21 protein-coding genes and 1 pseudogene are annotated in these 19,150 nt (G+C 72.4%); 4 read left to right on the top strand and 18 right to left on the bottom strand.

Translation table 11 applies throughout. The features are described 5' to 3' along the window. Positions 1–31: 31 nt before the first annotated feature. Together groL and groES are read right to left on the bottom strand one after the other, a co-directional pair. Positions 32–1,657: a chaperonin GroEL gene (groL, locus tag BHU15_RS00110; protein WP_023539273.1), complete on the bottom strand. Its 1,626-nt coding sequence runs from the start codon at positions 1,655–1,657 to the stop codon at positions 32–34. 100 nt (positions 1,658–1,757) lie between these two features. Then, positions 1,758–2,066, bottom strand: coding sequence for a co-chaperone GroES (groES, locus tag BHU15_RS00105; RefSeq protein WP_023539274.1), 309 nt, complete (start codon positions 2,064–2,066; stop codon positions 1,758–1,760). A gap of 357 nt (positions 2,067–2,423) precedes the next feature. On the opposite strand from groES, the gene BHU15_RS00100 reads away from it, so the two are divergent. Next, complete coding sequence (locus BHU15_RS00100) at positions 2,424–2,996, top strand: dihydrofolate reductase family protein (RefSeq protein ID WP_069625256.1); 573 nt, start codon at positions 2,424–2,426, stop codon at positions 2,994–2,996. A 51-nt stretch (positions 2,997–3,047) separates the two neighbouring features. On the opposite strand, the gene BHU15_RS00095 is transcribed toward BHU15_RS00100, so the two are convergent. Then, positions 3,048–4,052: a polysaccharide deacetylase family protein gene (locus BHU15_RS00095; RefSeq protein ID WP_069625255.1), complete on the bottom strand. Its 1,005-nt coding sequence runs from the start codon at positions 4,050–4,052 to the stop codon at positions 3,048–3,050. 57 nt (positions 4,053–4,109) lie between these two features. On the opposite strand from BHU15_RS00095, the gene BHU15_RS00090 reads away from it, so the two are divergent. Both BHU15_RS00090 and BHU15_RS00085 read left to right on the top strand, forming a co-directional pair. Next, complete coding sequence (locus BHU15_RS00090) at positions 4,110–5,414, top strand: class I SAM-dependent methyltransferase (RefSeq protein ID WP_069625254.1); 1,305 nt, start codon at positions 4,110–4,112, stop codon at positions 5,412–5,414. A 1-nt stretch (position 5,415) separates the two neighbouring features. Beyond that, the gene (locus BHU15_RS00085; protein WP_069625253.1) at positions 5,416–6,099 is read left to right on the top strand and encodes a hypothetical protein; all 684 of its coding nucleotides are present in this window, start codon (positions 5,416–5,418) and stop codon (positions 6,097–6,099) included. Between the two features lie 183 nt (positions 6,100–6,282). Here BHU15_RS00085 and BHU15_RS00080 read toward each other — a convergent pair. From BHU15_RS00080 to tsaB, 9 genes and pseudogenes are all read right to left on the bottom strand, one after another. Then, positions 6,283–6,639 (bottom strand): annotated as a pseudogene (locus BHU15_RS00080) (hypothetical protein); the annotation flags it as partial. Between the two features lie 146 nt (positions 6,640–6,785). Continuing rightward, the gene (locus BHU15_RS00075; RefSeq protein ID WP_069625251.1) at positions 6,786–7,424 is read right to left on the bottom strand and encodes a hypothetical protein; all 639 of its coding nucleotides are present in this window, start codon (positions 7,422–7,424) and stop codon (positions 6,786–6,788) included. A gap of 22 nt (positions 7,425–7,446) precedes the next feature. Next, positions 7,447–8,094, bottom strand: coding sequence for a hypothetical protein (locus BHU15_RS00070; RefSeq protein ID WP_069625250.1), 648 nt, complete (start codon positions 8,092–8,094; stop codon positions 7,447–7,449). An 82-nt stretch (positions 8,095–8,176) separates the two neighbouring features. Continuing rightward, positions 8,177–9,421 carry an RNA polymerase sigma factor gene (locus BHU15_RS00065; protein WP_069625265.1) on the bottom strand — a complete coding sequence of 415 codons (1,245 nt, stop codon included), beginning with the start codon at positions 9,419–9,421 and terminating at the stop codon, positions 8,177–8,179. Between the two features lie 57 nt (positions 9,422–9,478). After that, the gene (locus BHU15_RS00060) at positions 9,479–9,832 is read right to left on the bottom strand and encodes a YciI family protein (RefSeq protein WP_023539283.1); all 354 of its coding nucleotides are present in this window, start codon (positions 9,830–9,832) and stop codon (positions 9,479–9,481) included. A 153-nt stretch (positions 9,833–9,985) separates the two neighbouring features. Continuing rightward, on the bottom strand, positions 9,986–10,237 hold the full coding sequence (locus BHU15_RS00055) for a hypothetical protein (RefSeq protein WP_069625249.1): 252 nt from the start codon (positions 10,235–10,237) through the stop codon (positions 9,986–9,988). Next, on the bottom strand, positions 10,234–11,361 hold the full coding sequence (gene tsaD / locus BHU15_RS00050; protein WP_069625248.1) for a tRNA (adenosine(37)-N6)-threonylcarbamoyltransferase complex transferase subunit TsaD: 1,128 nt from the start codon (positions 11,359–11,361) through the stop codon (positions 10,234–10,236). The genes BHU15_RS00055 and tsaD overlap by 4 nt, the downstream gene beginning before the upstream one ends. Beyond that, on the bottom strand, positions 11,354–11,902 hold the full coding sequence (rimI, locus tag BHU15_RS00045; protein ID WP_069625264.1) for a ribosomal protein S18-alanine N-acetyltransferase: 549 nt from the start codon (positions 11,900–11,902) through the stop codon (positions 11,354–11,356). Before rimI ends, tsaD begins: the two co-directional genes overlap by 8 nt. 5 nt (positions 11,903–11,907) lie before the next feature. Next, entirely contained in the window at positions 11,908–12,567 is a 660-nt protein-coding gene (gene tsaB, locus BHU15_RS00040) for a tRNA (adenosine(37)-N6)-threonylcarbamoyltransferase complex dimerization subunit type 1 TsaB (RefSeq protein ID WP_023539287.1), read from the bottom strand. A 114-nt stretch (positions 12,568–12,681) separates the two neighbouring features. Between tsaB and BHU15_RS00035 the strand changes: the two genes are divergently transcribed. Further along, the gene (locus BHU15_RS00035; protein ID WP_255292978.1) at positions 12,682–13,239 is read left to right on the top strand and encodes a hypothetical protein; all 558 of its coding nucleotides are present in this window, start codon (positions 12,682–12,684) and stop codon (positions 13,237–13,239) included. 31 nt (positions 13,240–13,270) lie between these two features. On the opposite strand, the gene BHU15_RS37875 is transcribed toward BHU15_RS00035, so the two are convergent. The 6 genes from BHU15_RS37875 to BHU15_RS00005 all read right to left on the bottom strand — a co-directional run. Further along, positions 13,271–13,483 (bottom strand): hypothetical protein, encoded by a 213-nt coding sequence (locus BHU15_RS37875; RefSeq protein ID WP_079127763.1) that lies wholly within the window; start codon positions 13,481–13,483, stop codon positions 13,271–13,273. A gap of 123 nt (positions 13,484–13,606) precedes the next feature. Continuing rightward, complete coding sequence (gene tsaE / locus BHU15_RS00025; RefSeq protein ID WP_069625245.1) at positions 13,607–14,161, bottom strand: tRNA (adenosine(37)-N6)-threonylcarbamoyltransferase complex ATPase subunit type 1 TsaE; 555 nt, start codon at positions 14,159–14,161, stop codon at positions 13,607–13,609. After that, positions 14,133–15,353: an alpha/beta fold hydrolase gene (locus BHU15_RS00020; protein ID WP_069625244.1), complete on the bottom strand. Its 1,221-nt coding sequence runs from the start codon at positions 15,351–15,353 to the stop codon at positions 14,133–14,135. The genes tsaE and BHU15_RS00020 overlap by 29 nt, the downstream gene beginning before the upstream one ends. Beyond that, positions 15,350–16,552, bottom strand: a complete 1,203-nt coding sequence (alr, locus tag BHU15_RS00015; RefSeq protein WP_069625243.1) for an alanine racemase — start codon at positions 16,550–16,552, stop codon at positions 15,350–15,352. The genes BHU15_RS00020 and alr overlap by 4 nt, the downstream gene beginning before the upstream one ends. 117 nt (positions 16,553–16,669) lie before the next feature. Next, complete coding sequence (locus BHU15_RS00010; RefSeq protein WP_079127766.1) at positions 16,670–17,878, bottom strand: S8 family peptidase; 1,209 nt, start codon at positions 17,876–17,878, stop codon at positions 16,670–16,672. Positions 17,879–18,128: 250 nt separating this feature from the next. Next, on the bottom strand, positions 18,129–19,150 hold a 1,022-nt coding region (locus BHU15_RS00005; protein WP_069625241.1), incomplete at its 5' end, for an NAD(P)H-hydrate dehydratase.

The following is a 19,150-nucleotide window of genomic DNA, read 5'->3' as shown; positions in this document are numbered from 1 at the left end:
CTCGGCGCGTTGTACGGAACAGCCGCCTGCGTCAGTGGCTGTGGCCGTGGCCGCCGTGACCGGCGTCGGCCTCTTCCTCGGCGGGCTTCTCGACGACCAGGGTCTCGGTCGTGAGGAGCAGCGCGGCGATGGAAGCGGCGTTCTCCAGCGCGGAGCGGGTGACCTTGACCGGGTCGATGACGCCGGACTTCACCAGGTCGACGTACTCGCCGGTCGAGGCGTTGAAGCCGTGACCCTTGTCGAGCTCGGCGACCTTCGCGGTGATGACGTAGCCCTCAAGGCCGGCGTTCTCGGCGATCCAGCGCAGCGGCTCGACCACGGCGCGGCGGACGACCGCGACACCGGTGGCCTCGTCGCCCGTCTTGCCCAGGCCGTCCTCCAGCACCTTGGCGGCGTGCACCAGGGCGGAGCCACCACCGGAGACGATGCCCTCCTCGACCGCGGCGCGGGTCGCGGAGATGGCGTCCTCCAGACGGTGCTTCTTCTCCTTCAGCTCCACCTCGGTGGCGGCGCCGACACGGATCACGCACACGCCGCCGGCCAGCTTCGCGAGGCGCTCCTGGAGCTTCTCGCGGTCCCAGTCGGAGTCCGTGGACTCGATCTCGGCCTTGATCTGGTTGACGCGGCCGACGACCTCGCTGCCGTCGCCACCGCCGTCGACGATCGTCGTGTCGTCCTTGGAGACGGTGACGCGGCGGGCGGTGCCCAGCACGTCGAGTCCGGCCTGGTCGAGCTTGAGGCCGACCTCCTCGGCGATGACGGTCGCGCCCGTGAGGGTGGCGATGTCGCCGAGCATGGCCTTGCGGCGGTCACCGAAGCCGGGGGCCTTCACCGCGACGGCGTTGAAGGTGCCACGGATCTTGTTGACGACGAGGGTGGAGAGCGCCTCGCCCTCGACGTCCTCGGCGATGATCAGCAGCGGCCGGGAGCCGCCCGCCTGGATGACCTTCTCCAGCAGCGGGAGCATGTCCTGGATGGAGGCGATCTTGCCCTGGTTGATCAGGATGTACGGGTCGTCGAGGACGGCCTCCATACGCTCCTGGTCGGTGACCATGTACGGCGAGAGGTAGCCCTTGTCGAAGGCCATGCCCTCGGTGAACTCCAGCTCCATGCCGAAGGTGTTGGACTCCTCGACGGTGATGACACCGTCCTTGCCGACCTTGTCCATCGCCTCGGCGATGAGCTCGCCGACCTGCGGGTCCTGGGCGGAGAGCCCGGCGACGGCCGCGATGTCGGACTTGTCGTCGATCGGGCGGGCCGTGTCCAGCAGTTCCTTGGAGACGGCGGCGACGGCGGCGTCGATGCCCTTCTTCAGGGCGGCCGGGGAGGCGCCGGCGGCGACGTTGCGCAGACCCTCGCGGACCAGCGCCTGCGCCAGCACGGTGGCGGTGGTGGTGCCGTCACCCGCGATGTCGTTGGTCTTGGTCGCCACCTCCTTCACGAGCTGGGCGCCGAGGTTCTCGTACGGGTCGTCGAGCTCGACCTCGCGGGCGATCGTGACACCGTCGTTGGTGATGGTCGGGGCGCCGAACTTCTTGTCGATGACGACGTTGCGGCCCTTGGGGCCGATCGTCACCTTCACCGTGTCGGCAAGCTTGTTGACGCCGCGCTCAAGGGCGCGCCGGGCGTCCTCGTCGAACTTCAGGATCTTCGCCATGGGAGCTTTCTCTTGTCCTCTCGAACGAACAACGAACTACGCCCCGGGCCACCCGGCGATGCGGGGGCCAGGGGCGCAGTTCACAGCAGACTGTGTGGAATTACTTCTCGATGATCGCGAGCACGTCGCGAGCCGAGAGGACGAGGTACTCCTCGCCGCTGTACTTCACCTCAGTACCGCCGTACTTGCTGTACAGAACGACGTCGCCGACGGAAACGTCGAGCGGGAGCCGCTCGCCGTTCTCGAAGCGACCCGGACCGACGGCCAGGACGACGCCCTCCTGGGGCTTCTCCTTGGCAGTGTCCGGAATAACCAGGCCAGAGGCCGTGGTCTGCTCTGCGTCGAGCGGCTGGACCACAATGCGGTCCTCGAGCGGCTTGATGGCAACCTTGGTGCTGGCGGTCGTCACGATCCGACCTCCCCCTTCGGAGATCTCACGGGGTTAACTGTCTGGGTGGCGTGACCGGGCTCGATCCGTCGTCGCGGGTGCCGGACCTGTCCTGTCACGCATTGGCACTCTCCATTGGGGAGTGCCAGGCCTGACACTATGACCGCGATTAGCACTCGGTCAAGCTGAGTGCCAATCGAGCCGGCGCGCGGCGGGTGCGATCCGGCGCTTTCGGGTACGTCCGGCGCGCGCTGCCGATGAGTTCCGCCGCCGTCCCCGGTCTGTCAGTGAGAGTTGGCACACTGCGGCTGCGAGGCCGGCCCGACCGGCCCGCGTCCAGTGAGCACCAGAACACGAGAGACCCCCAGGAGACCTTCGATGCGCACACTGATCAGCACCGCGTTCGTCTCGCTCGACGGCGTCGTGGAAGCCCCGGGCGGCGAGCCGGGCTACCGGAACTCCGGCTGGACCTTCAAGGACCTGGAGTTCCTGCCGGAGGCGTACGAGATCAAGGGCCGGGAGCAGGAGGAGTCCACCGCGCTCCTGCTGGGCCGGACCAGCTACGACGCGTTCAGCCCGGTCTGGCCGGGCATGGAGGAATTCGCCGAGTACAAGAAGATGCCGAAGTACGTGGTCTCCACCACCCTCACCGACGACGAGCTGGTCTCGGACTGGGGCTCGATCACGATCCTGCGGTCGCTGGACGACGTCGCCGCGCTGAAGGAGACCGAGGGTGGCCCGATCATCATGCACGGCAGCGCAGAACTGAACCGGAACCTCTCGGACGCCGGTCTGATCGACCGTTACCACCTGCTCGTCTTCCCGATCCTGCTCGGCGCCGGCAAGCGGCTGTTCAGCGAGACGGACAAGGACGCGCAGAAGCTGCGGCTCGTCGAGCACGAGGCGTACGCCAACGGCATCCAGAAGAACGTCTTCGACGTCGTGCGCTGAACACGCGTAACGCCCCTGCGGCGCAGGGGCGTTACGTGCGGGAACACCGCCCTAGACGTAGTCCTCCAGCTTCGCCACCGCGTAACCCTTGTCGGTGATCGTCTTCATGACGTTCCGGATCATGTCGGGCATCGAGCCCTTCCAGTCCTCTTTGCCGCGGAAATGCGTGAGGACGATGTCGCCGGGGTGCAGGTCCCTGTCCCACTCGCGCCACTCCATGTGGTCGGGGAACGCCTCGGACGACCAGAGCGGAACCGCCTTGACGCCACAGGACTTGGCGGCGCGCAGCGTGCCGGCGTTGTAGTTGCCGTACGGCGGCCGGAACAGCTCGGGCCGCTTCCCGTACCGCTTCTTGATCTTGTCCTGCTGGCCGCAGATCTCCCACTTCTGCTCCTCGTAGGAGAGCCCGGGGAGGTAGGGGTGGGTGAGGGTGTGGTTGTGCAGGGAGACGCCGCGTGCCTGCATCTTCTTGAAGTAGGCGTAGTTGTCGTTGATGACGTAGTCGCTGAGGAAGGCGCTGTACGGGATCTTCAACTCGTCCATCATGCGCAGCAGTTCGGGGTCCTTCTCAGCGCCGTCGTCGATCGTCAGGAAGACGACCTTCTCCTTCGTCGGGACGTTGGTGAAGACCGGCGGGAGGCTCGCGCCGCCGGTGACCTCGAAGCCCTTGCGGGTGGCGATCTTCGGCTTCACCACGGGCGGCGCGGGCGCGGCGAGCGGGGTCTTGGCGAGCTTCCACTTCTTGGCGGCCACGGCGCGCAGCGCCTGCGCCTTCACGGCCGCGGCGGCGTCGGCCTTCTTGACGGTCTCGGCCCCCGCGCCGGGGCCGGCCCGGCCCGGCTCGCCGGAGGGGGACTCCACCGGTCCGCCGCCACCGCCACCGCCGTCGCCGGTGCGCCCGGCGCCGCCGCGGTCCGAGGACCCCGCCGCGCAGGCGGAACCGAGCGCGGCGATCAGGAGTACGGCGGCGACCGCGCGGGTCCGGGGGCCGGGGTGTCGTAGCTGTCGACGCTGTCGTTCTGCGGCCTTTTCGTCGGTTTGTCTTACTAGTTGCATGGCGCCGCATCCTGTCAGCGACCGGCCCGCGCGCCCGGCCGACACCGCCGGGAAGCGATGACGGTCCCCCGGCTGGCCCACAATGGCCCGGTGAACGACTCCGCCTCGCCGACCCCCTCGCCGCTCGCCCTGCTGCTCTCCGACGAGGGCCAGGCCCTGCTCGCCGAACTCCGCGACCACGACCCGGCGCAGGAGCTGGCCCTGGCGACCCGGCTGCGCCGCGACCACCCCGCCGAGCTGGTCTCGTCGGCCCTCGCGCAGGCCCGGCTGCGGCAGCGGGCGGTCGCCAAGTTCGGCGAGCGGGACGCGTACCGCATGTACTTCACGCCCCACGGCGTCGAGCAGGCCACCCGCGCCTCGGTCGCCGCCCACCGGGCGGCCCGCTTCCGGACCATCACCCGCACGGGCGACGGCCCGGCGCGGCTCACGGACCTGTGCTGCGGCGTCGGCGGTGACGCGGTCGCGCTGGCCCGTGCCGGGTTCGCCGTGACGGCCGTCGACCGGGACGCCGCCACCGGCGAGATCGCCGCCCACAACATCCGTACGCTGGCGCCCGGCGCCCCGGCGCCCACGGTCGTGTGCGCGGACGTCATGACGTACGACCTGCGCGCCGCGCCCGCCCCCGACGCGCTGTTCATCGACCCGGCGCGGCGCGGCGGCCGGGGGCGGATCTTCGACCCCGAGGCGTACTCGCCGCCACTGTCCTGGGCGATCGACGCGGTACGTACGGTCGGCGCCGGCGGCATCAAGATCGCGCCAGGCATCCCGCACGAGCTGGTTCCCGACGACTTCGAGGCCGAGTGGATCTCCGACGGCGGCGACGTCAAGGAGGCGGTGCTGTGGCACGACGCGAACGGGGCGGGCGGCGGCGCGATCACGCCGGGAGCGCGGCGCGCCACCCTGCTGCCCGCAGGCAGCACACTCACCGGCCGCGGCCTGCCGAATCCCCAGGTCAGAAAGGTCGGCCGCTATCTGTACGAGCCGGACGGCGCCGTCATCCGCGCCCATCTGGTCGCCGAGGCCGCCGACGAGCTGGACGGCGGGCTGATCGACGAGACGATCGCGTACATCACGGCGGATGAGGCGCGCCCCACGCCGTACGCGACGGCGTACGAGATCACGGACGAGCTGCCGTTCAACCTCAAGCGGCTCAAGGCCCTGCTGCGCGAGCGCGAGGTCGGCATCCTGACGGTCAAGAAGCGCGGCTCGCCGGTCGAACCGGAGGAGCTACGGCGGAAGATGAAGCTCCAGGGGCGGAAATCGGCCACGGTCTTCCTCACCCGCGTCGCGGGCGCCCCGACGATGCTGCTCGGCCACCCCGCCGGGCACCCCACCGGGCACCCCACCGCCAGGAGCGAGTGAGATGGCGGGCGAGAGCGTCGTACGGGTGGCCTGGGGCCCCAGGCCCGAGTCCCACCGGGAGCAGGCGGCGCGCTGGCTGGACCTGCTGGGGTGGCTGACGCAGCTGTCGGCCGGCGCCCTGGCCGACTGGCGGTGGGACGGGCACGGCACCGCGCCGGGCGAGCCCGTGCCGCGCGACGTCGACGCCTTCGCCGGGGCGGTCGGCGCGGCGAACCGGCACGACGACGCGGACATCATCGGCAGTTCGGCCTACGTGGTCGGCCGCCAGCCGGACGGCGCCTACGCACAGCTCAGGGTGACGGCGGGCGGATCCAACGAGTTCTCGCCGTTCAGCGCGGCGCTGCTGCTCTTCCCGGGCTCCCCCGGCGGCGCCGTGCCGCTCGCGGACCGGCTCGCGGAGGCGCTGGCCGCCGTGGCCGGGGCGTGGGACGCGGACCACGGGAGCGCGCACGACCGTGAGCTGTTCACGGCGCTGCGGACCGCCTACGGCCTGCGGCCCTCGCAGCCGCGCTGCGGCTGGGCGGTCTTCCTGTCGGCGCACCGGGCCGCGCGGGTGCCCGCCGGCCTGGCCGCGCCACGCCTGGAAGCCGGGTCGGGCGGAGTCGTACTGGAAATCGGCACCACGACGGACGTGGTGCTGGCGGCGCACAGGACGCTCGCGGACGCGGGCGCGCTGGACCGCTGAGGCGGCGCGCCCGGCTCAGTCCTGGTCGTTGCCGTCCGGCTTCTCGGGGTTCTCGGCCCGCTTCTTCGCCGGCTGCTCCTTCGCCGGCTTCTTCAGCATCTCCGGCGTCTCCGGTGCCTTTGGCGCCTCCGGCTCCTGCGGCCGGGTGGCCTTGAGCTGGGCGTCCAGGATCCGGGCGTCCAGGTCGGTGATGTCGTCGGCGTAGATCTGCGAGAGCGGCTGGGGGCCGACGTACTGCTGGCAGTTGCACTGCGCCAGCTCGTACCGCTTCGGTTTCTTGTTCTCGTCCCAGGCCGTCGCCACCTCGACGTTCTCGTGGCACTTGCCCTGCCTGTCGTGCTTCGCGAGATGGTGCGAACACCCGCAGACGGGCTCCGGCGGCTTCTGGGACTCCTCCAGGGCGAGCCGGCCGCCCTCGACGAGCTTGATGCGCTCCACTCTTCGCTCGTGCCGGGTACGCAGCGCGCTCCGGCTCGTATCGGCGACCCAGCTGAAGCCACCGACCATGAAGAAGACGAAGATCCACCACAGCCAGTTCATCCGCCGCCCCTCTACTACCCCATGAAATGGCGCATGCGTTCTTCCCAGGATAGAACGGACAGCGTAGGAACGGCCTCAGGGAGCAGGGGGCGACTTCGGGACACATCCGGACAACACGCGTCACACGCGTCCCGTAGATCCCCGTTTCAGCGGTGGGCACCACCGCGTCGGCGCGCGGGCACCGGGCTCAGCACATGCCGCGACCAGCGCTGGTGGCCCACCGCCCGCACCGCCCCGAGCACGCCGACGACCAGCGCGATCACCCCGATTCCGACGAGGTACGCCACCTCTCCGACGCCCGCGGAGTCCGACTGGCCGCCGCCGGTCAGGGCGAGCCCGAAGCCGGTCACGCACAGCGCGAGGGACAGTCCCAGCCATACGGTGGCCCGGACGCCGGCCCGCAGCCGCTGGTCGTTCTCGGGGTCCGGCCCCAGCTCGGCCCAGGCGTCGATCCTGCGGCGCAGCGCGAGGTCCCTGGCGACGGCGAAGCCCGTACCGATCACCGTGGGCAGCAGGACGATCACACCGAGGATCAGCTCGACGAACCCGGTGATGTAGTCGGCGTTCCGGTCCTCGAAATTGCCGAGCCCCAGACTGATCAGCACCCACCCGAACCCCGCGACGAGCCCCAGCGACCAGAGCAGCAGCAGCGCGCCCGCGGTCAGGCTCCGACGCCGCAGCTCCTCCATCGCGAGGGCGCGCTCGGCGAGCATCGACTCGTGGTCCGGCCATGCCTGCGGGAGCGCGGGCGGCGGTGGCGGCGGCAGCGGCGGGCGTCGGAACACCCGGGGAGGCTATCCCCCGTGATCATCCCGCCGCAGGCCGGGGCCGACCCGCCGCCACCAGCCGGACGGCCCACCGGTAGTGCGTGACGGCCTTCGTGGCACCGATCAGCCCGGCGATCCACAGCAGGGCGCCGGCCCCCATCACGTACGCGACCTCCATGTAGGTGTCCTCGCCGCGTCGCGCGCTCGCGGGCGTCTCCAGGGACAGCCAGAGCCCGAGCGCCCCGGCCACGAAGGAGATCAGCAGCCAGCACAGGCTCAGACCCGGCAGTCGCAGGCGCGCGTCGCCCGCCGGGTCGCTCGCCACGGCCGCCCACTGGCGGGTCAGCCGGTACATCGCGACGTCCTGGCGCAGCAGCAGGCCGAGCACGATCCCGGCGGCCGTCATGACGCCGAGGCCGAGCGCCACGAGGATCACGCCGAGGCCGGCGGTGATCACATCGACGCCCTCCTCGAACAGCCCCAGCAGCCCCTCGCCCGCCATCAGCCAGCCGAACTCCACCCCCACCACGAGCAGCAGGAACTGCGTGAGCCGCGTCGGCCCCATGCCGCGCCCGACGAGCCAGTCGAGGATGGTCGCGCGCTCGGCGAGCATCGCGCCTTCGTCGGGCCAGGCGCGTATGTGTACGGGGGGCGGAGGCGGCGGCAGCGGGGAGGGGCGGCGAGACATGCGGCGACAGTATCGCCGCGCGCGGTGCGCCCCCGACATCGGGCGGGACGCCGACCGGGGCATGAGCGGCGGACCGAGGACGTCAGAGCCGGGCGGCCCGTTCCTCCAGCAGGGCGCGCTCGCGTTCGTTGCGGGTCAGCCCGGCCGCCCGTACGAACTCCGCCCGCGCCTCCCGCGTACGCCCCAGCCTCTCCAGCAGATCCCCGCGCACGCTCGGCAGCAGGTGGTAGCCCTTGAGCGCGGCTCCGCCGGGCCCGGCCGCCAGCGCGTCGACCAGTGCCAGTCCCGCCGCGGGGCCCTCGGCCATGGAGACGGCGACAGCGCGGTTCAGCTCCACGACGGGCGAGGGGGTGAGCGCGGCGAGCCGCCCGTACAGCGCGGCGATCGTGGCCCAGTCCGTGTCCTCGTACGTCGGCGCGCCCGCGTGGCACGCGGCGATCGCGGCCTGAAGGGCGTACGGGCCCGGCACCCCGCCCAGGGCGCTCGCCCGGGTCAGCGCGTCGACGCCGCGCCGGATCAGCAGCCGGTCCCAGCGGGCGCGGTTCTGGTCGGCGAGCAGGACGGGGGTGCCGTCGGGTGCGGTACGGGTCGCCGTACGGGACGCCTGGAGCTCCAACAGGGCCGCCAGCGCGTGCACTTCGGGCTCCTTGGGCATCAGCCCGCTCAGCACGCGCGCGAGCCGCAGGGCGTCCTCGCACAGGCCGGGGCGCAGCAGGTCGTCCCCGGCGGTGGCGGCGTAACCCTCGTTGAAGACGAGGTAGATGACCTCCAGCACGGACGCGAGGCGCGCGTCGCGCTCCGCGCCGTACGGCACTTCGAAGGGCACACCCGCCTTGGCCAGAGCGCGCTTTGCGCGCACGATGCGCTGCGCGACGGTCGCCTCGGGCACCAGGAAGGCGCGCGCGATCTCGTCCGTGCCGAGCCCGCCGAGCAGCCGCAGCGTGAGGGCGACGCGCGCCTCGGTGGACAGGACGGGGTGGCAGGAGACGAAGACGAGCCGCAGCAGGTCGTCGTCGATGTCGTCCGGGTCGGCGGGCTCGGGCGGCGGCCCGGTGTCCTCAAGGGTGCGGCCGACCTCGGCGAGCTTTCGCGCGTACGTCTCTCGGCGGCGTACGAGATCGATGGCGCGGCGCCTGGCCGTGGCCATGAGCCAGGCTCCCGGGTTGTCCGGGACGCCCGACTCCGGCCACTGCTCCAGGGCGGCGACCAGCGCGTCCTGCGCCAGTTCCTCGGCGATGCCCACATCGCGTACGACGCGGGCGACGGCGGCGATGATCCGCGCCTGCTCGATCCTGAACACCGCTTCGACCGCGCCGTCTGCCCTCACGGCCACCCATCAGAACACCGGGGCGGACGGACGGCAAACGGGCGCCGCGGGCGGTATCTACTCGGCGATCTGGCGGGTCTCCGCGGTCAGGGTCCAGTAGTCCTCGTGGATCTGGAGGAACCGCTTGGCCCACTCGACGGCCTCGGCCTGGGTCTTGGCCTGGACGATCGAATACCCGCCGATGACCTCCTTGGACTCGGTGAACGGGCCGTCGGTGACCGTCAGCTTCCCGCCCGACCAGGTCACGCGGGTGCCCTCGGCGGTCGGGTGCAGCCCGCCGGTCTCCAGCATGGCGCCGGCCTTCTCCATCTCCTGGGCGAGCTGCCCCATCCGCTCGCCCAGTTCGGCGCTGTGGCCCTCGGCGGGCTGGTTGGACTCGTCGAGGTGGATCAGGGTCATGAAACGCGGCATGGTGACTCCTCGGTGTGCGACGGGCGGGACTGTTTCCCGCCTCTCACCCTTGCGTCGAACGGGCCGGGCCCGGATCGACACACGCCGCGACATTTCTCGGAAAGTTCTTCGCGGCCGGCTCCGGAGGGTCGCGGATCAGTCGGCCGTCCCGGCTCAGTCGGCCGTCTCGAACCGCCAGCGGTGCACCGCCCGCGCCACCAGCTCGCCGGCCGGCTCCGGAAGCTCGGGCAGCCCGGCCTCGTACGGGGCGTCCCACCAGGTCATCACCAGCACCCGGCCCCCGGGCGCGGTGAGCGTCTCGCGGCGGTGCGGGGCCGGGTCGAGCGGCTGCGCGCGGGCCCACGCCAGCAGCTCGGCGCCCCGGCCGGGCGCGGCCTTGGCCTCCCACATCAGGGCGACGGTCATGAGTAGAGGTTGTCCTTGCTGACCTCGTGCACGTGGTCGTGATCGTGCGTGTGTCCGTGCCCGTGCCCGTGCGCGTGTCCCTGTCCCGGTACGTGGGTCTCCGTCACCGGCAGCGAGGAGTCCGCCGACAGGTCCCAGTCCGACGCGGGCCGGTTACGGGCCACCATCTCCGCGCCGAGCGCGGCGACCATCGCACCGTTGTCCGTGCACAGACCCGGCCGGGGCACCCGCAGCCGGATGCCCGCCCGCTCGCACCGGTCGGCGGCCAGCGCGCGCAGCCGGGAGTTGGCCGCGACGCCGCCGCCGATCATCAGATGGTCCACGCCCTCGTCCTTGCAGGCGCGCACCGCCTTCCGCGTCAGCACGTCCACCACGGCCTCCTGGAAGGACGCGGCCACATCCCGTACGGGCACGTCCTCGCCCGCCGCGCGCTTCGCCTCGATCCAGCGGGCCACGGACGTCTTGAGCCCGGAGAAGGAGAAGTCGTACGGCGCGTCGCGCGGACCGGTCAGCCCGCGCGGGAACGCGATCGCCGCCGGGTCGCCCTCGCGCGCGAGCCGGTCGATCACCGGGCCGCCGGGGAAGCCGAGCTGGAGCACGCGCGCGATCTTGTCGAAGGCCTCGCCCGCCGCGTCGTCGATGGTCGCGCCCATCGGCCGTACGTCGGCGGTGATGTCCGGGGCGAGCAGCAGCGACGAGTGTCCGCCGCTGACGAGCAGCGCCATCGTCGGCTCGGGCAGCGGCCCGTGCTCCAGCTGGTCGACGCAGATGTGGGAGGCGAGGTGGTTCACGCCGTAGAGCGGCTTGCCGAGCGCGTACGCGTACGCCTTCGCCGCCGACACCCCGACCAGCAGCGCGCCGGCCAGCCCGGGGCCGGCGGTGACCGCGATCCCGTCCAGGTCGCGGGCGCTCACCCCGGCCTCCTTCAGCGCGCGCTCGACCGTCGGCACCATGGCCTCCAGGTGCGCGCGGGAGGCGACCTCGGGCACGACGCCGCCGAAGCGGGCGTGCTCGTCGACGCTGGAGGCGATGGAGTCGGCGAGCAGCGTCGTACCGCGGACGATGCCCACACCCGTCTCGTCGCACGAGGTCTCGATGCCGAGGACGAGGGGTTCGTCAGCCATGGGTCTCTGTTCCTTGACTCGGTGTGCGTTTCGGTGGGCGCCGCTCGTCCCGCATGGACAGGCGCATGACGAGGGCGTCGACGTTGCCCGGCTGGTAGTAGCCCCGGCGGAAGCCGACGGGCTCGAAGCCGAACCGCTCGTACAGCTTCCGCGCGCGCGGATTGTCCACCCGTACCTCCAGCAGCACCTCCTCGCACTCGAAGGCGGTGGCGTGCTGGAGCAGATCGGTGAGCAGCCGCGAGCCGAGTCCGGTCCCCCACTGGTCGCGGGCGGCGCCGATGGTCTGTACGTCGCCGAGGCCGCCGGCGGCGGCGAGTCCGGCGTAGCCGGCGATCCGGCCGTCGGCGGTCTCGGCGACGACGTAGCGGCGGGTGGCGGCGGGGCCGCGCGCGTGGGCCAGCTCGGACCAGAACATGCCGGGTGACCAGGCGTCCTCGGGGAACAGGTCGTATTCGAGGGCGAGTACGGCCTCGATGTCCCACCAGCGCATCTCGCGCAGCGCCGGCTCCTTGACGTCGGTCACGTCGGTCGCTTCGCTCATGTCGGTCACTTCGGTGTGACCACCTTGTAGTTCTTGGGCACCTGCGCGTCGGGACGGCGCAGATAGAGCGGCAGCGGTGGCAGGAAGCCGTCCGTGTCCCCCGCCGCCAGCCTCTCGGCGGCCAGGGACGCGAGCGCGGCGGCCGACTGGTGCTCGGGCGCGCGGGTGTCGGGGAAGGACTCCGGGTAGAGCACGCCGCCCGCTCCGACGACCGGCAGCCCGGCCAGCTCCGCCGCGATGTCGGCCGGCCGGTCGACGGCGGGCTCGGTCAGCCGCGTACGGGAGTCCGCGTACCGCGCCCAGTAGACCTCCTTGCGGCGCGCGTCCGTCGCCACCACGAAGGGCTCGTCGAGCCCGGCGGCGTAGGCGAGGCCGTCCAGCGTGCACAGCCCGTGGACCGGCACCCCGAGCGTCGAGCCGAAGGCGGCGGCGGTGACGAGACCGACGCGCAGTCCCGTGTACGGGCCGGGGCCCACGCCGACGACCAGGCCGGTGACGTCGCCGAGCGCGCGGCCGGCCCCGGCGAGGACGCGGTCGACGGCGGGCAGCAGCAGTTCGCCGTGCCGGCGCGCGTCGACCTGGCTCTCGGCGGCGAGGACGGAGACACCGTCGTGGAGGGCGACGGTGACGGCGGGCGTGGCGGTATCAACGGCGAGCAGGAGCACGCAAACAGCCTACGGCTCCCCGGAGGGCCCCCGGGGCCGGGCACGGCACCCCGTCCCCTCTGGCACCTGCTGCTAACGTCACCACGCAGACGTACGTACGAGAGGCGGATCAAGGTGTCCAGGAGCAGCTCGGGATTCGTGGCCGGGCTCACCGCGCTGGCCGTGGCCACCGTCGGTTTCCTCGCGTACCAGGCGTCGGCGAACGTGCCGGACCAGCTCTCCGGGCCCAAGAAGCCCGGTGTGTCGGCGTCCGCGTCGGCCACGCCCGAGGAGAAGAAGAAGGACGCGCACGCGGTGCCCGCGAAGTCGGGCACCGGGCAGCGGGTCGTCTACGCGCTGGACGCGAAGCGCGTGTGGCTGGTGGGCAAGTCGGCGGCGGAGAAGCCGCGGAGCTTCGAGGTCATGCCGAGCACCGTGAGTCCGCCGGCCGGTACGTATCAGGTCACGTCGCGGTCCGGGAAGATCACCGGATCGGACGGGGTCGACATCGAGCACGTGGTGCGGTTCGCGAACGTGGGCCAGGTCGCTATCGGGTTCAGTTCGGCGGTCGACGGGACGATGGCGAGCCCGGACCCGAACCTGAAGACGGGTGGCGTGCGGATGACGCCGGAGGGCGGCGACGCGATGTGGACGTTCGCGACGGTCGGTTCGACGGTCGTCGTCGTCCCGTAGCCCGGCTTCAGACCTGGCTCCAGACCTGGCTTCAGACCGGGTCGTCGTCCGTGTCCGTCGGCTCGGCCTTCCCGGCGGGCGGCGGGGTCGACACGGCGCTGGCCGCCGCGCACGACGCCAGGAGATCGCTCATCGACACGGCCGACGGGTCCGGGGTCGTGGTCGCGGGAGTGGTGACGGTCGTGGTCTTCGCCGCGGTCGTCGGCTCCGACGGTCGCGTTCCGGTGCTCTCTGTTGCCGACATGGATGCCTCCTGAGGCTCCGGGGGCAGGCGGGTTAGGTAGACCTAACCAAGTCTCGTTCACCATGTGACCACGCGCCGCACGGCATGAGCAACAGTTTACCGACAACGCGTCGGAATCGACGTTCAGACGGTGTCCCGCCGGTCGGCGACCGACGCCAGGTCCGCGTCCGCCCAGCGCGCCCCGATCCCGGTCAGCGAGACCTCGCGCCGGTCGTCCCTGTCGACGGCGAGCGGGTCGGCACCGTCCCCGGCGCCCACGACGCGGTCGATCACCACGTGCAGCCGGTCCTCCGACAGGTCCTCGACCTTCCCGTCGCCCCACTCCACGACCACCACCGAGTCCGGCAGCGACACGTCGAGATCCAGGTCCTCCATCTCGTCGAGACCGCCGCCGAGCCGGTACGCGTCCACGTGCACCAGCGGCGGGCCCGAGGTCAACGAGGGGTGCACGCGCGCGATGACGAAGGTCGGGGAGGTGACCGCGCCGCGTACGCCGAGCCCGGCGCCCAGGCCCCGGGTCAGTGTCGTCTTGCCCGCGCCGAGTTCGCCGGTGAGCATCACCAGGTCGCCGGGGCGCAGCAGGGCGGCGAGTCGCCGGCCCAGCTCACTCATTCGTTCGGGTGAGTCGACGACGGTGCGGACACGGGTCTCAGCTGCCTGGCTGCGCGGTGCTTCCATACGAACCCACGTTAGTGGCTGCCGGGACGGCCCCGACCCGTACCAGCAGGTCGGCGAGCCGGTCGGTGACCACCTCCGGGTGCTCCAGCATCACCAGATGCCCCGCGTCCGGCACGATCACCAGCTCGGAGTCCGGCAGCAGGTCGGCGATGGCCTCGCTGTGCGAGCTGGGCGTGATGAGATCGCGGTCCCCGGCCACCACCAGCACCGGGACGCCCCCGAAGACCGCCAGCGCGTCCGACTCGTCGTGCTCCGTGAACGCGGGGTAGAACTCGGCGACCACATCGATCGGGGTGCCCTCGATCAGCCGCTCGGCGAACCGCGCGACGGCCGGGTCCACGTCCTTCGAGCTGAAGGAGTAGCGCTTGATCAGCCCGGCGAAGAGATCGGCGGTGGCCCGCCGGCCCCGCTCGACGAGTTCGGTCTGCGAGCCGAGTGCCTTCAGCACTCCGGGCAGTACGCGGCGTACGGCGTTCACGCCCGCGACCGGCAGTCCGAAGCTGACCTCGCCGAGCTTGCCGCTGGAGGAGCCGACGAACGCGGCGCCGACGACCCGCTCCCGTACGAGTTCGGGGCTGTGGCCCGCGAGGGCCATCATCGTCATGCCGCCCATGGAGTGGCCGACGAGGACGAGCGGGCCCTCGGGCGCCGCCGCGTCGATGACCGCCCTGAGGTCGCGGCCGAGCTGGTCGATCGAGACGGGCACACCGTCCGGGCCCTGCTGGGCGAGGCCCCGGGCGGAGCGGCCGTGGCTGCGCTGGTCCCAAAAGACGGTCCGCACCAGTCCGCGCAGCGCGGCGCGCTGGAAGTGCCAGGAGTCCTGGTTGAGGCAGTAGCCGTGGCTGAAGACGACGGTGACGGGCGCCGGGGCCTTGCGCCCGAAGAGCCTGCGGCGGCGCGGGGTGCCCGCGCCGGACTCCGGTTCGACGTCGTCGACCTCGAAGTACAGCTCGGTGCCGTCGTCGGCGACCGCCTTGCCGGGGGTGCCGCGCAGGGCGCCGTACGGCCCCGTCGAATCGAGCGCGAGCCGCGCCTTCTTGCGCATCCCGCGGCCGACGGTCATCCGCTCGATGGCGACGCCCGCCGCGGCGCCCGCGGCGATCACGCCTATCGCCGTGCCGGCGATACCGGCCAGCCGCCAGTTGCCGCCGACGGCCGACGCCACGTCCTCTGCGGTACTGCTCTCGCTCAACGTCCCGCTCCTCGTCGTCCCGCGTCTTCGCTGTCCTCTTGCCCATTCACATGGACGCGCGGAACACGGGGACCGATACGGGTCACGATCTCGTACGCGATGGTGTCGGCCGCCTCCGCCCAGTCGGCGGCCGTCGGCTCGCCGTCGTCGCCGGGGCCGAACAGCACGGCGGGCGTGCCCGCGCCGACGTCGTCCCCGGGGTCCGCGCCGAGGTCCACGACGAACTGGTCCATGGCGACGCGCCCCGCCACCCGCCGTACCGTCCCGCCGACGAGTACGGGACCGCGGCCCGACGCGTGGCGCGGGATGCCGTCCGCGTACCCGAGGGGGATCAGTCCGAGGGTCGTCTCGGCGGACGTGCGGTAGGTGTGGCCGTAACTGACGCCGTGTCCCTCCGGGACGCGCTTGACCAGCGCCACGGACGCGCTGAGGGTCATCACGGGCCGCAGCCCGAAGTCGCGCGAGGTGCCGAGGTCGGCGCTGGGCGAGATGCCGTAGACGGCGATGCCGGTCCGTACGAGGTCGAAGTGCGACTCGGGGAGGGTGAGGGCGGCCGGGGAGTTGGCGATGTGCCGGACCTCGGGCTCGATGCCGGCCTTCTCCGCGTACGCGACCAGTTCGTGGAACACGTCGAGCTGCGCCGCGGTCGAGGCGTGGCCGGGCTCGTCGGCGCACGCGAAGTGCGACCACAGGCCGGTGACGCGGACGGTGCCGTCCCGCTCGGCGGCGCGGGCGGCGGCGACGAGTTCGGGCCAGTCGGCGGGCTGGCAGCCGTTGCGGCCGAGCCCGGTGTCGGCCTTGAGCTGGATCCGCGCGGGCCGCCCGGCCTCGCGCGCGGCCCCGGTCACCTCGCGCAGCGCCCACATGGCGGAGACGGACATGTCGAGACCGGCCTCGATGGCCTCCCGCCAGGGGTCGCCGGGGGTCCACAGCCAGCACAGGATGGGAGCGCTCACTCCGGCGGCCCGCAGCGCGAGGGCCTCGTGCGGCGTGGCGGTCCCGAGCCAGCTCGCCCCGGCGTCGAGGGCGGCCCGCGCGCAGGGCAGGGCGCCGTGCCCGTACGCGTCGGACTTCACGACGGCCATGAGCCCGGCGCCGGGAGCGAGCCGCGCCCGCAGGGCTCGGACGTTGCCACGCAGGGCGCCGAGATCGATCTCGGCGCGGGCACGAAGGGGCGAGGTGGGTACGGTTCCGGTCATCCCCCACAGTCTCTCAGAGCCCCCGGACCCGCCGGGGAGGGTCCACCGGGGCCCGGCCCGGGGAAGGCGCCGGGCGCGCCGCGGGGCCGGAGCCCCGTGGCACGCCCGACTGTACGGCTACGGGATGACGCGCAGCAGCCGGTTGGGCGTGCCGGTGCCGGGGTTGGTGACAACACCGGGGGTGGCTGCCGCTACCAGGGCACTCGACACCTGCGCGGGCGTGGAGGAGGTGTGGTTGCCGAGGTAGATGGCGGCGGCGCCGGCGACGTGCGGGCTCGCCATCGATGTCCCGGAGATGGAGCTGGACGCGGTGTCGCTCGTCCGCCAGGCGGAGGTGATGGCCGAGCCGGGGGCGAACAGGTCCACCAGCGCGCCGGTGTTGGAGTAGCTGGCGCGGGCGTCGGTGCTGGTGGTGGCTCCTACGGTGATGGCCTCGGAGACGCGCGCGGGCGAGTAGTTCGCCGCGGGAAGACCGTTGTTGCCCGCGGCGACCGCGTAGGTGATGCCGGAGGCGATCGAGTTGCGGACGGCGGTGTCTATCGCGGTGTTGGCGCCGCCGCCGAGGCTCATGTTGGCGACGGCGGGCTTCACCGCGTTGGCGGTCACCCAGTCGATGCCGGCGACGACCTGGGCCGTGGTGCCGGATCCGGCGTTGTTGAGGACGCGTACGCCGACGATCCTGGCCTTCTTGGCGACGCCGTAGCTGGTGCCCGCGACGGTTCCGGCGACGTGGGTGCCGTGGCCGTTGCCGTCGTCGGCGACGAAGTCGTTGTCGATCGCGTCGTAACCGTGGGAGGCACGGCCACCGAAGTCGACGTGCGTGATGCGTACGCCGGTGTCGATGACGTAGGCCGTGACGCCCGAGCCGGCCGAGTCCGGGTAGGTGTAACTGCCGTTGAGGGGCAGGTTCGCCTGGTCGATGCGGTCGAGGCCCCAGGACGGCGGGTTGGTCTGGGTGGCGCTGGCCTGGACGGTGGTGTCCTGGACGACCTGGGCCACCGCGGGGTCGGCGGCGAGCCGCTTGGCCTCGGTCTCGCTGAGGTCGGCGGCGTAACCGTTGATCGCGGCGCGGTAGGTGTGCGAGACCTCACCGCCGTAGCGGGCCATGAGGCGTCTGCCCTCGCCGGACGAGGACTTCGTGCCGGAACGCTCGTTGAGGATGACGATGTAGCTGTCCTTCACGGCGTTCGGGGCGCCCGCGCCGATGATGCGGCCTTCGGCGGGTGCGGCCTGGGCCGGGGTGGCTGTCAGAGCGAGGCCGGCCGCCGTTACGGCGGCCGAGAGCACTGCGACGATCCGCAGCCGGGTTCCGTGCGTCACTGCCATGGTCAGGTCCTCCTGCTTGGTGGTGCGCTGCTCGGACAAGCGGAAGGATCAGGTTTTGACGAGTTCATTACAAGAGGGCCTTGATGCCCAACTGACCGTTCATGGCGCTTAGTTGCTGGTCGACACCCGGCCGGAGCGGTTCAGAAAGCCTCGCTACGCGGCCGTCGGGCGGGAAACATTCAATCGTGGCGTCACGTTCCGCCGGGCAGTGAATCTGTCCGGCTTCCTACCCCCCAACCACCGGACGGGCTCAGGGCCCCGAGGTGATGTCCCGCCACGCGGCCGGGACCGACGCCGCCACGCCCTCCGCGCTCGCCGGCGCCCCCCGCGCCGCCAGCCGCCCCGCCAGGCCGTGGACGTACGCCCCCACCGACCCCGCGTCCCGCGCCGTCAGGCCCGCCGCGAGCAGGGAGCCCGTCAGGCCCGAGAGCACGTCGCCGCTGCCGGCCGTGGCCAGCCAGGACGTGCCGGTCGCGTTCGCGCGGACCGGTTCCGACGTGTCGGGGGACGCCACCAGCGTCGTGGAGCCCTTCAGGAGGACCGTCGCGCCGTAGCGGGCCGCCAGTTCGCGTACGGACGTCAGGCGGGCCGACTCGACCTCCTCGCGCGGGACGCCGAGCAGCGCCGCCGCCTCACCGGCGTGCGGGGTGAGCAGCGTCGGGGCCGTACGGGCGCGTACGGCGGCGGCGTCCAGGCCGCGCAGGCCGTCCGCGTCGATCAGGACCGGTACGTCGGAGGCCAGCGCGTCCGTGACACCCGGCTCGTCGCCCAGGCCGGGGCCGACCACCCACGCCTGCACCCGGCCCGCCTTCGCCGGCGGCCCGGCGTGCACCAGGGTCTCCGGGAAGCGGGCGATCACCGCGTCCCCGGCGGGCCCCACGTACCGCACCGCGCCCGCGCCCCCGCGCAGCGCGCCCGCGACCGCCAGGACCGCCGCCCCCGGGTAGCGCGCCGAACCGGCCACGATCCCGAGGACACCCCGCCGGTACTTGTCGCTCTCGCCCGTCGGCACCGGCAACAACCGTGCCACGTCCGCGTGTTGAAGTGCCTCCAGCTCCGGCACCGACGGCAGCACCGCGTCCAGCCCGATGTCGACGAGCCGCACCGCCCCCGCGTGCTCCCGCGCGGGGTCGATCAGATGGGCCGGCTTGTACGTACCGAACGTCACCGTCGCGTCCGCCCGCAGCGCCTCCCCCACCACCTCGCCGCTGCCCGCCTCGACCCCGCTCGGCAGATCGACGGCCACGACCACCGCGCCGGAGCCCCGCGCGG

Origin of the sequence: Streptomyces niveus (assembly GCF_001723055.1) — a bacterium.
GTDB lineage: Bacteria > Actinomycetota > Actinomycetes > Streptomycetales > Streptomycetaceae > Streptomyces > Streptomyces niveus.
This window is presented reverse-complemented; position numbering and strand designations above follow the sequence as displayed.

What these genes read in the sequence shown, in the direction of transcription:
- rimI (WP_069625264.1), bottom strand. Translation starts at nt 11,902, where the DNA reads ATGAGCGAAGCGACCGACGTGACCGACGTCAAGGAGCCGGCGCTGCGC.
- BHU15_RS37875 (WP_079127763.1), bottom strand. Translation starts at nt 13,483, where the DNA reads ATGTCGGCAACAGAGAGCACCGGAACGCGACCGTCGGAGCCGACGACC.
- BHU15_RS00055 (WP_069625249.1), bottom strand. Translation starts at nt 10,237, where the DNA reads ATGACCGTCGCCCTGATGTGGGAGGCCAAGGCCGCGCCCGGCCGGGGC.
- BHU15_RS00070 (WP_069625250.1), bottom strand. Translation starts at nt 8,094, where the DNA reads ATGTCTCGCCGCCCCTCCCCGCTGCCGCCGCCTCCGCCCCCCGTACAC.
- BHU15_RS00100 (WP_069625256.1), top strand. Translation starts at nt 2,424, where the DNA reads ATGCGCACACTGATCAGCACCGCGTTCGTCTCGCTCGACGGCGTCGTG.
- BHU15_RS00095 (WP_069625255.1), bottom strand. Translation starts at nt 4,052, where the DNA reads ATGCAACTAGTAAGACAAACCGACGAAAAGGCCGCAGAACGACAGCGT.
- groL (WP_023539273.1), bottom strand. Translation starts at nt 1,657, where the DNA reads ATGGCGAAGATCCTGAAGTTCGACGAGGACGCCCGGCGCGCCCTTGAG.
- BHU15_RS00010 (WP_079127766.1), bottom strand. Translation starts at nt 17,878, where the DNA reads ATGGCAGTGACGCACGGAACCCGGCTGCGGATCGTCGCAGTGCTCTCG.
- tsaE (WP_069625245.1), bottom strand. Translation starts at nt 14,161, where the DNA reads ATGGAAGCACCGCGCAGCCAGGCAGCTGAGACCCGTGTCCGCACCGTC.
- BHU15_RS00060 (WP_023539283.1), bottom strand. Translation starts at nt 9,832, where the DNA reads ATGCCGCGTTTCATGACCCTGATCCACCTCGACGAGTCCAACCAGCCC.
- alr (WP_069625243.1), bottom strand. Translation starts at nt 16,552, where the DNA reads ATGACCGGAACCGTACCCACCTCGCCCCTTCGTGCCCGCGCCGAGATC.
- tsaD (WP_069625248.1), bottom strand. Translation starts at nt 11,361, where the DNA reads ATGGCTGACGAACCCCTCGTCCTCGGCATCGAGACCTCGTGCGACGAG.
- BHU15_RS00085 (WP_069625253.1), top strand. Translation starts at nt 5,416, where the DNA reads ATGGCGGGCGAGAGCGTCGTACGGGTGGCCTGGGGCCCCAGGCCCGAG.
- BHU15_RS00090 (WP_069625254.1), top strand. Translation starts at nt 4,110, where the DNA reads ATGACGGTCCCCCGGCTGGCCCACAATGGCCCGGTGAACGACTCCGCC.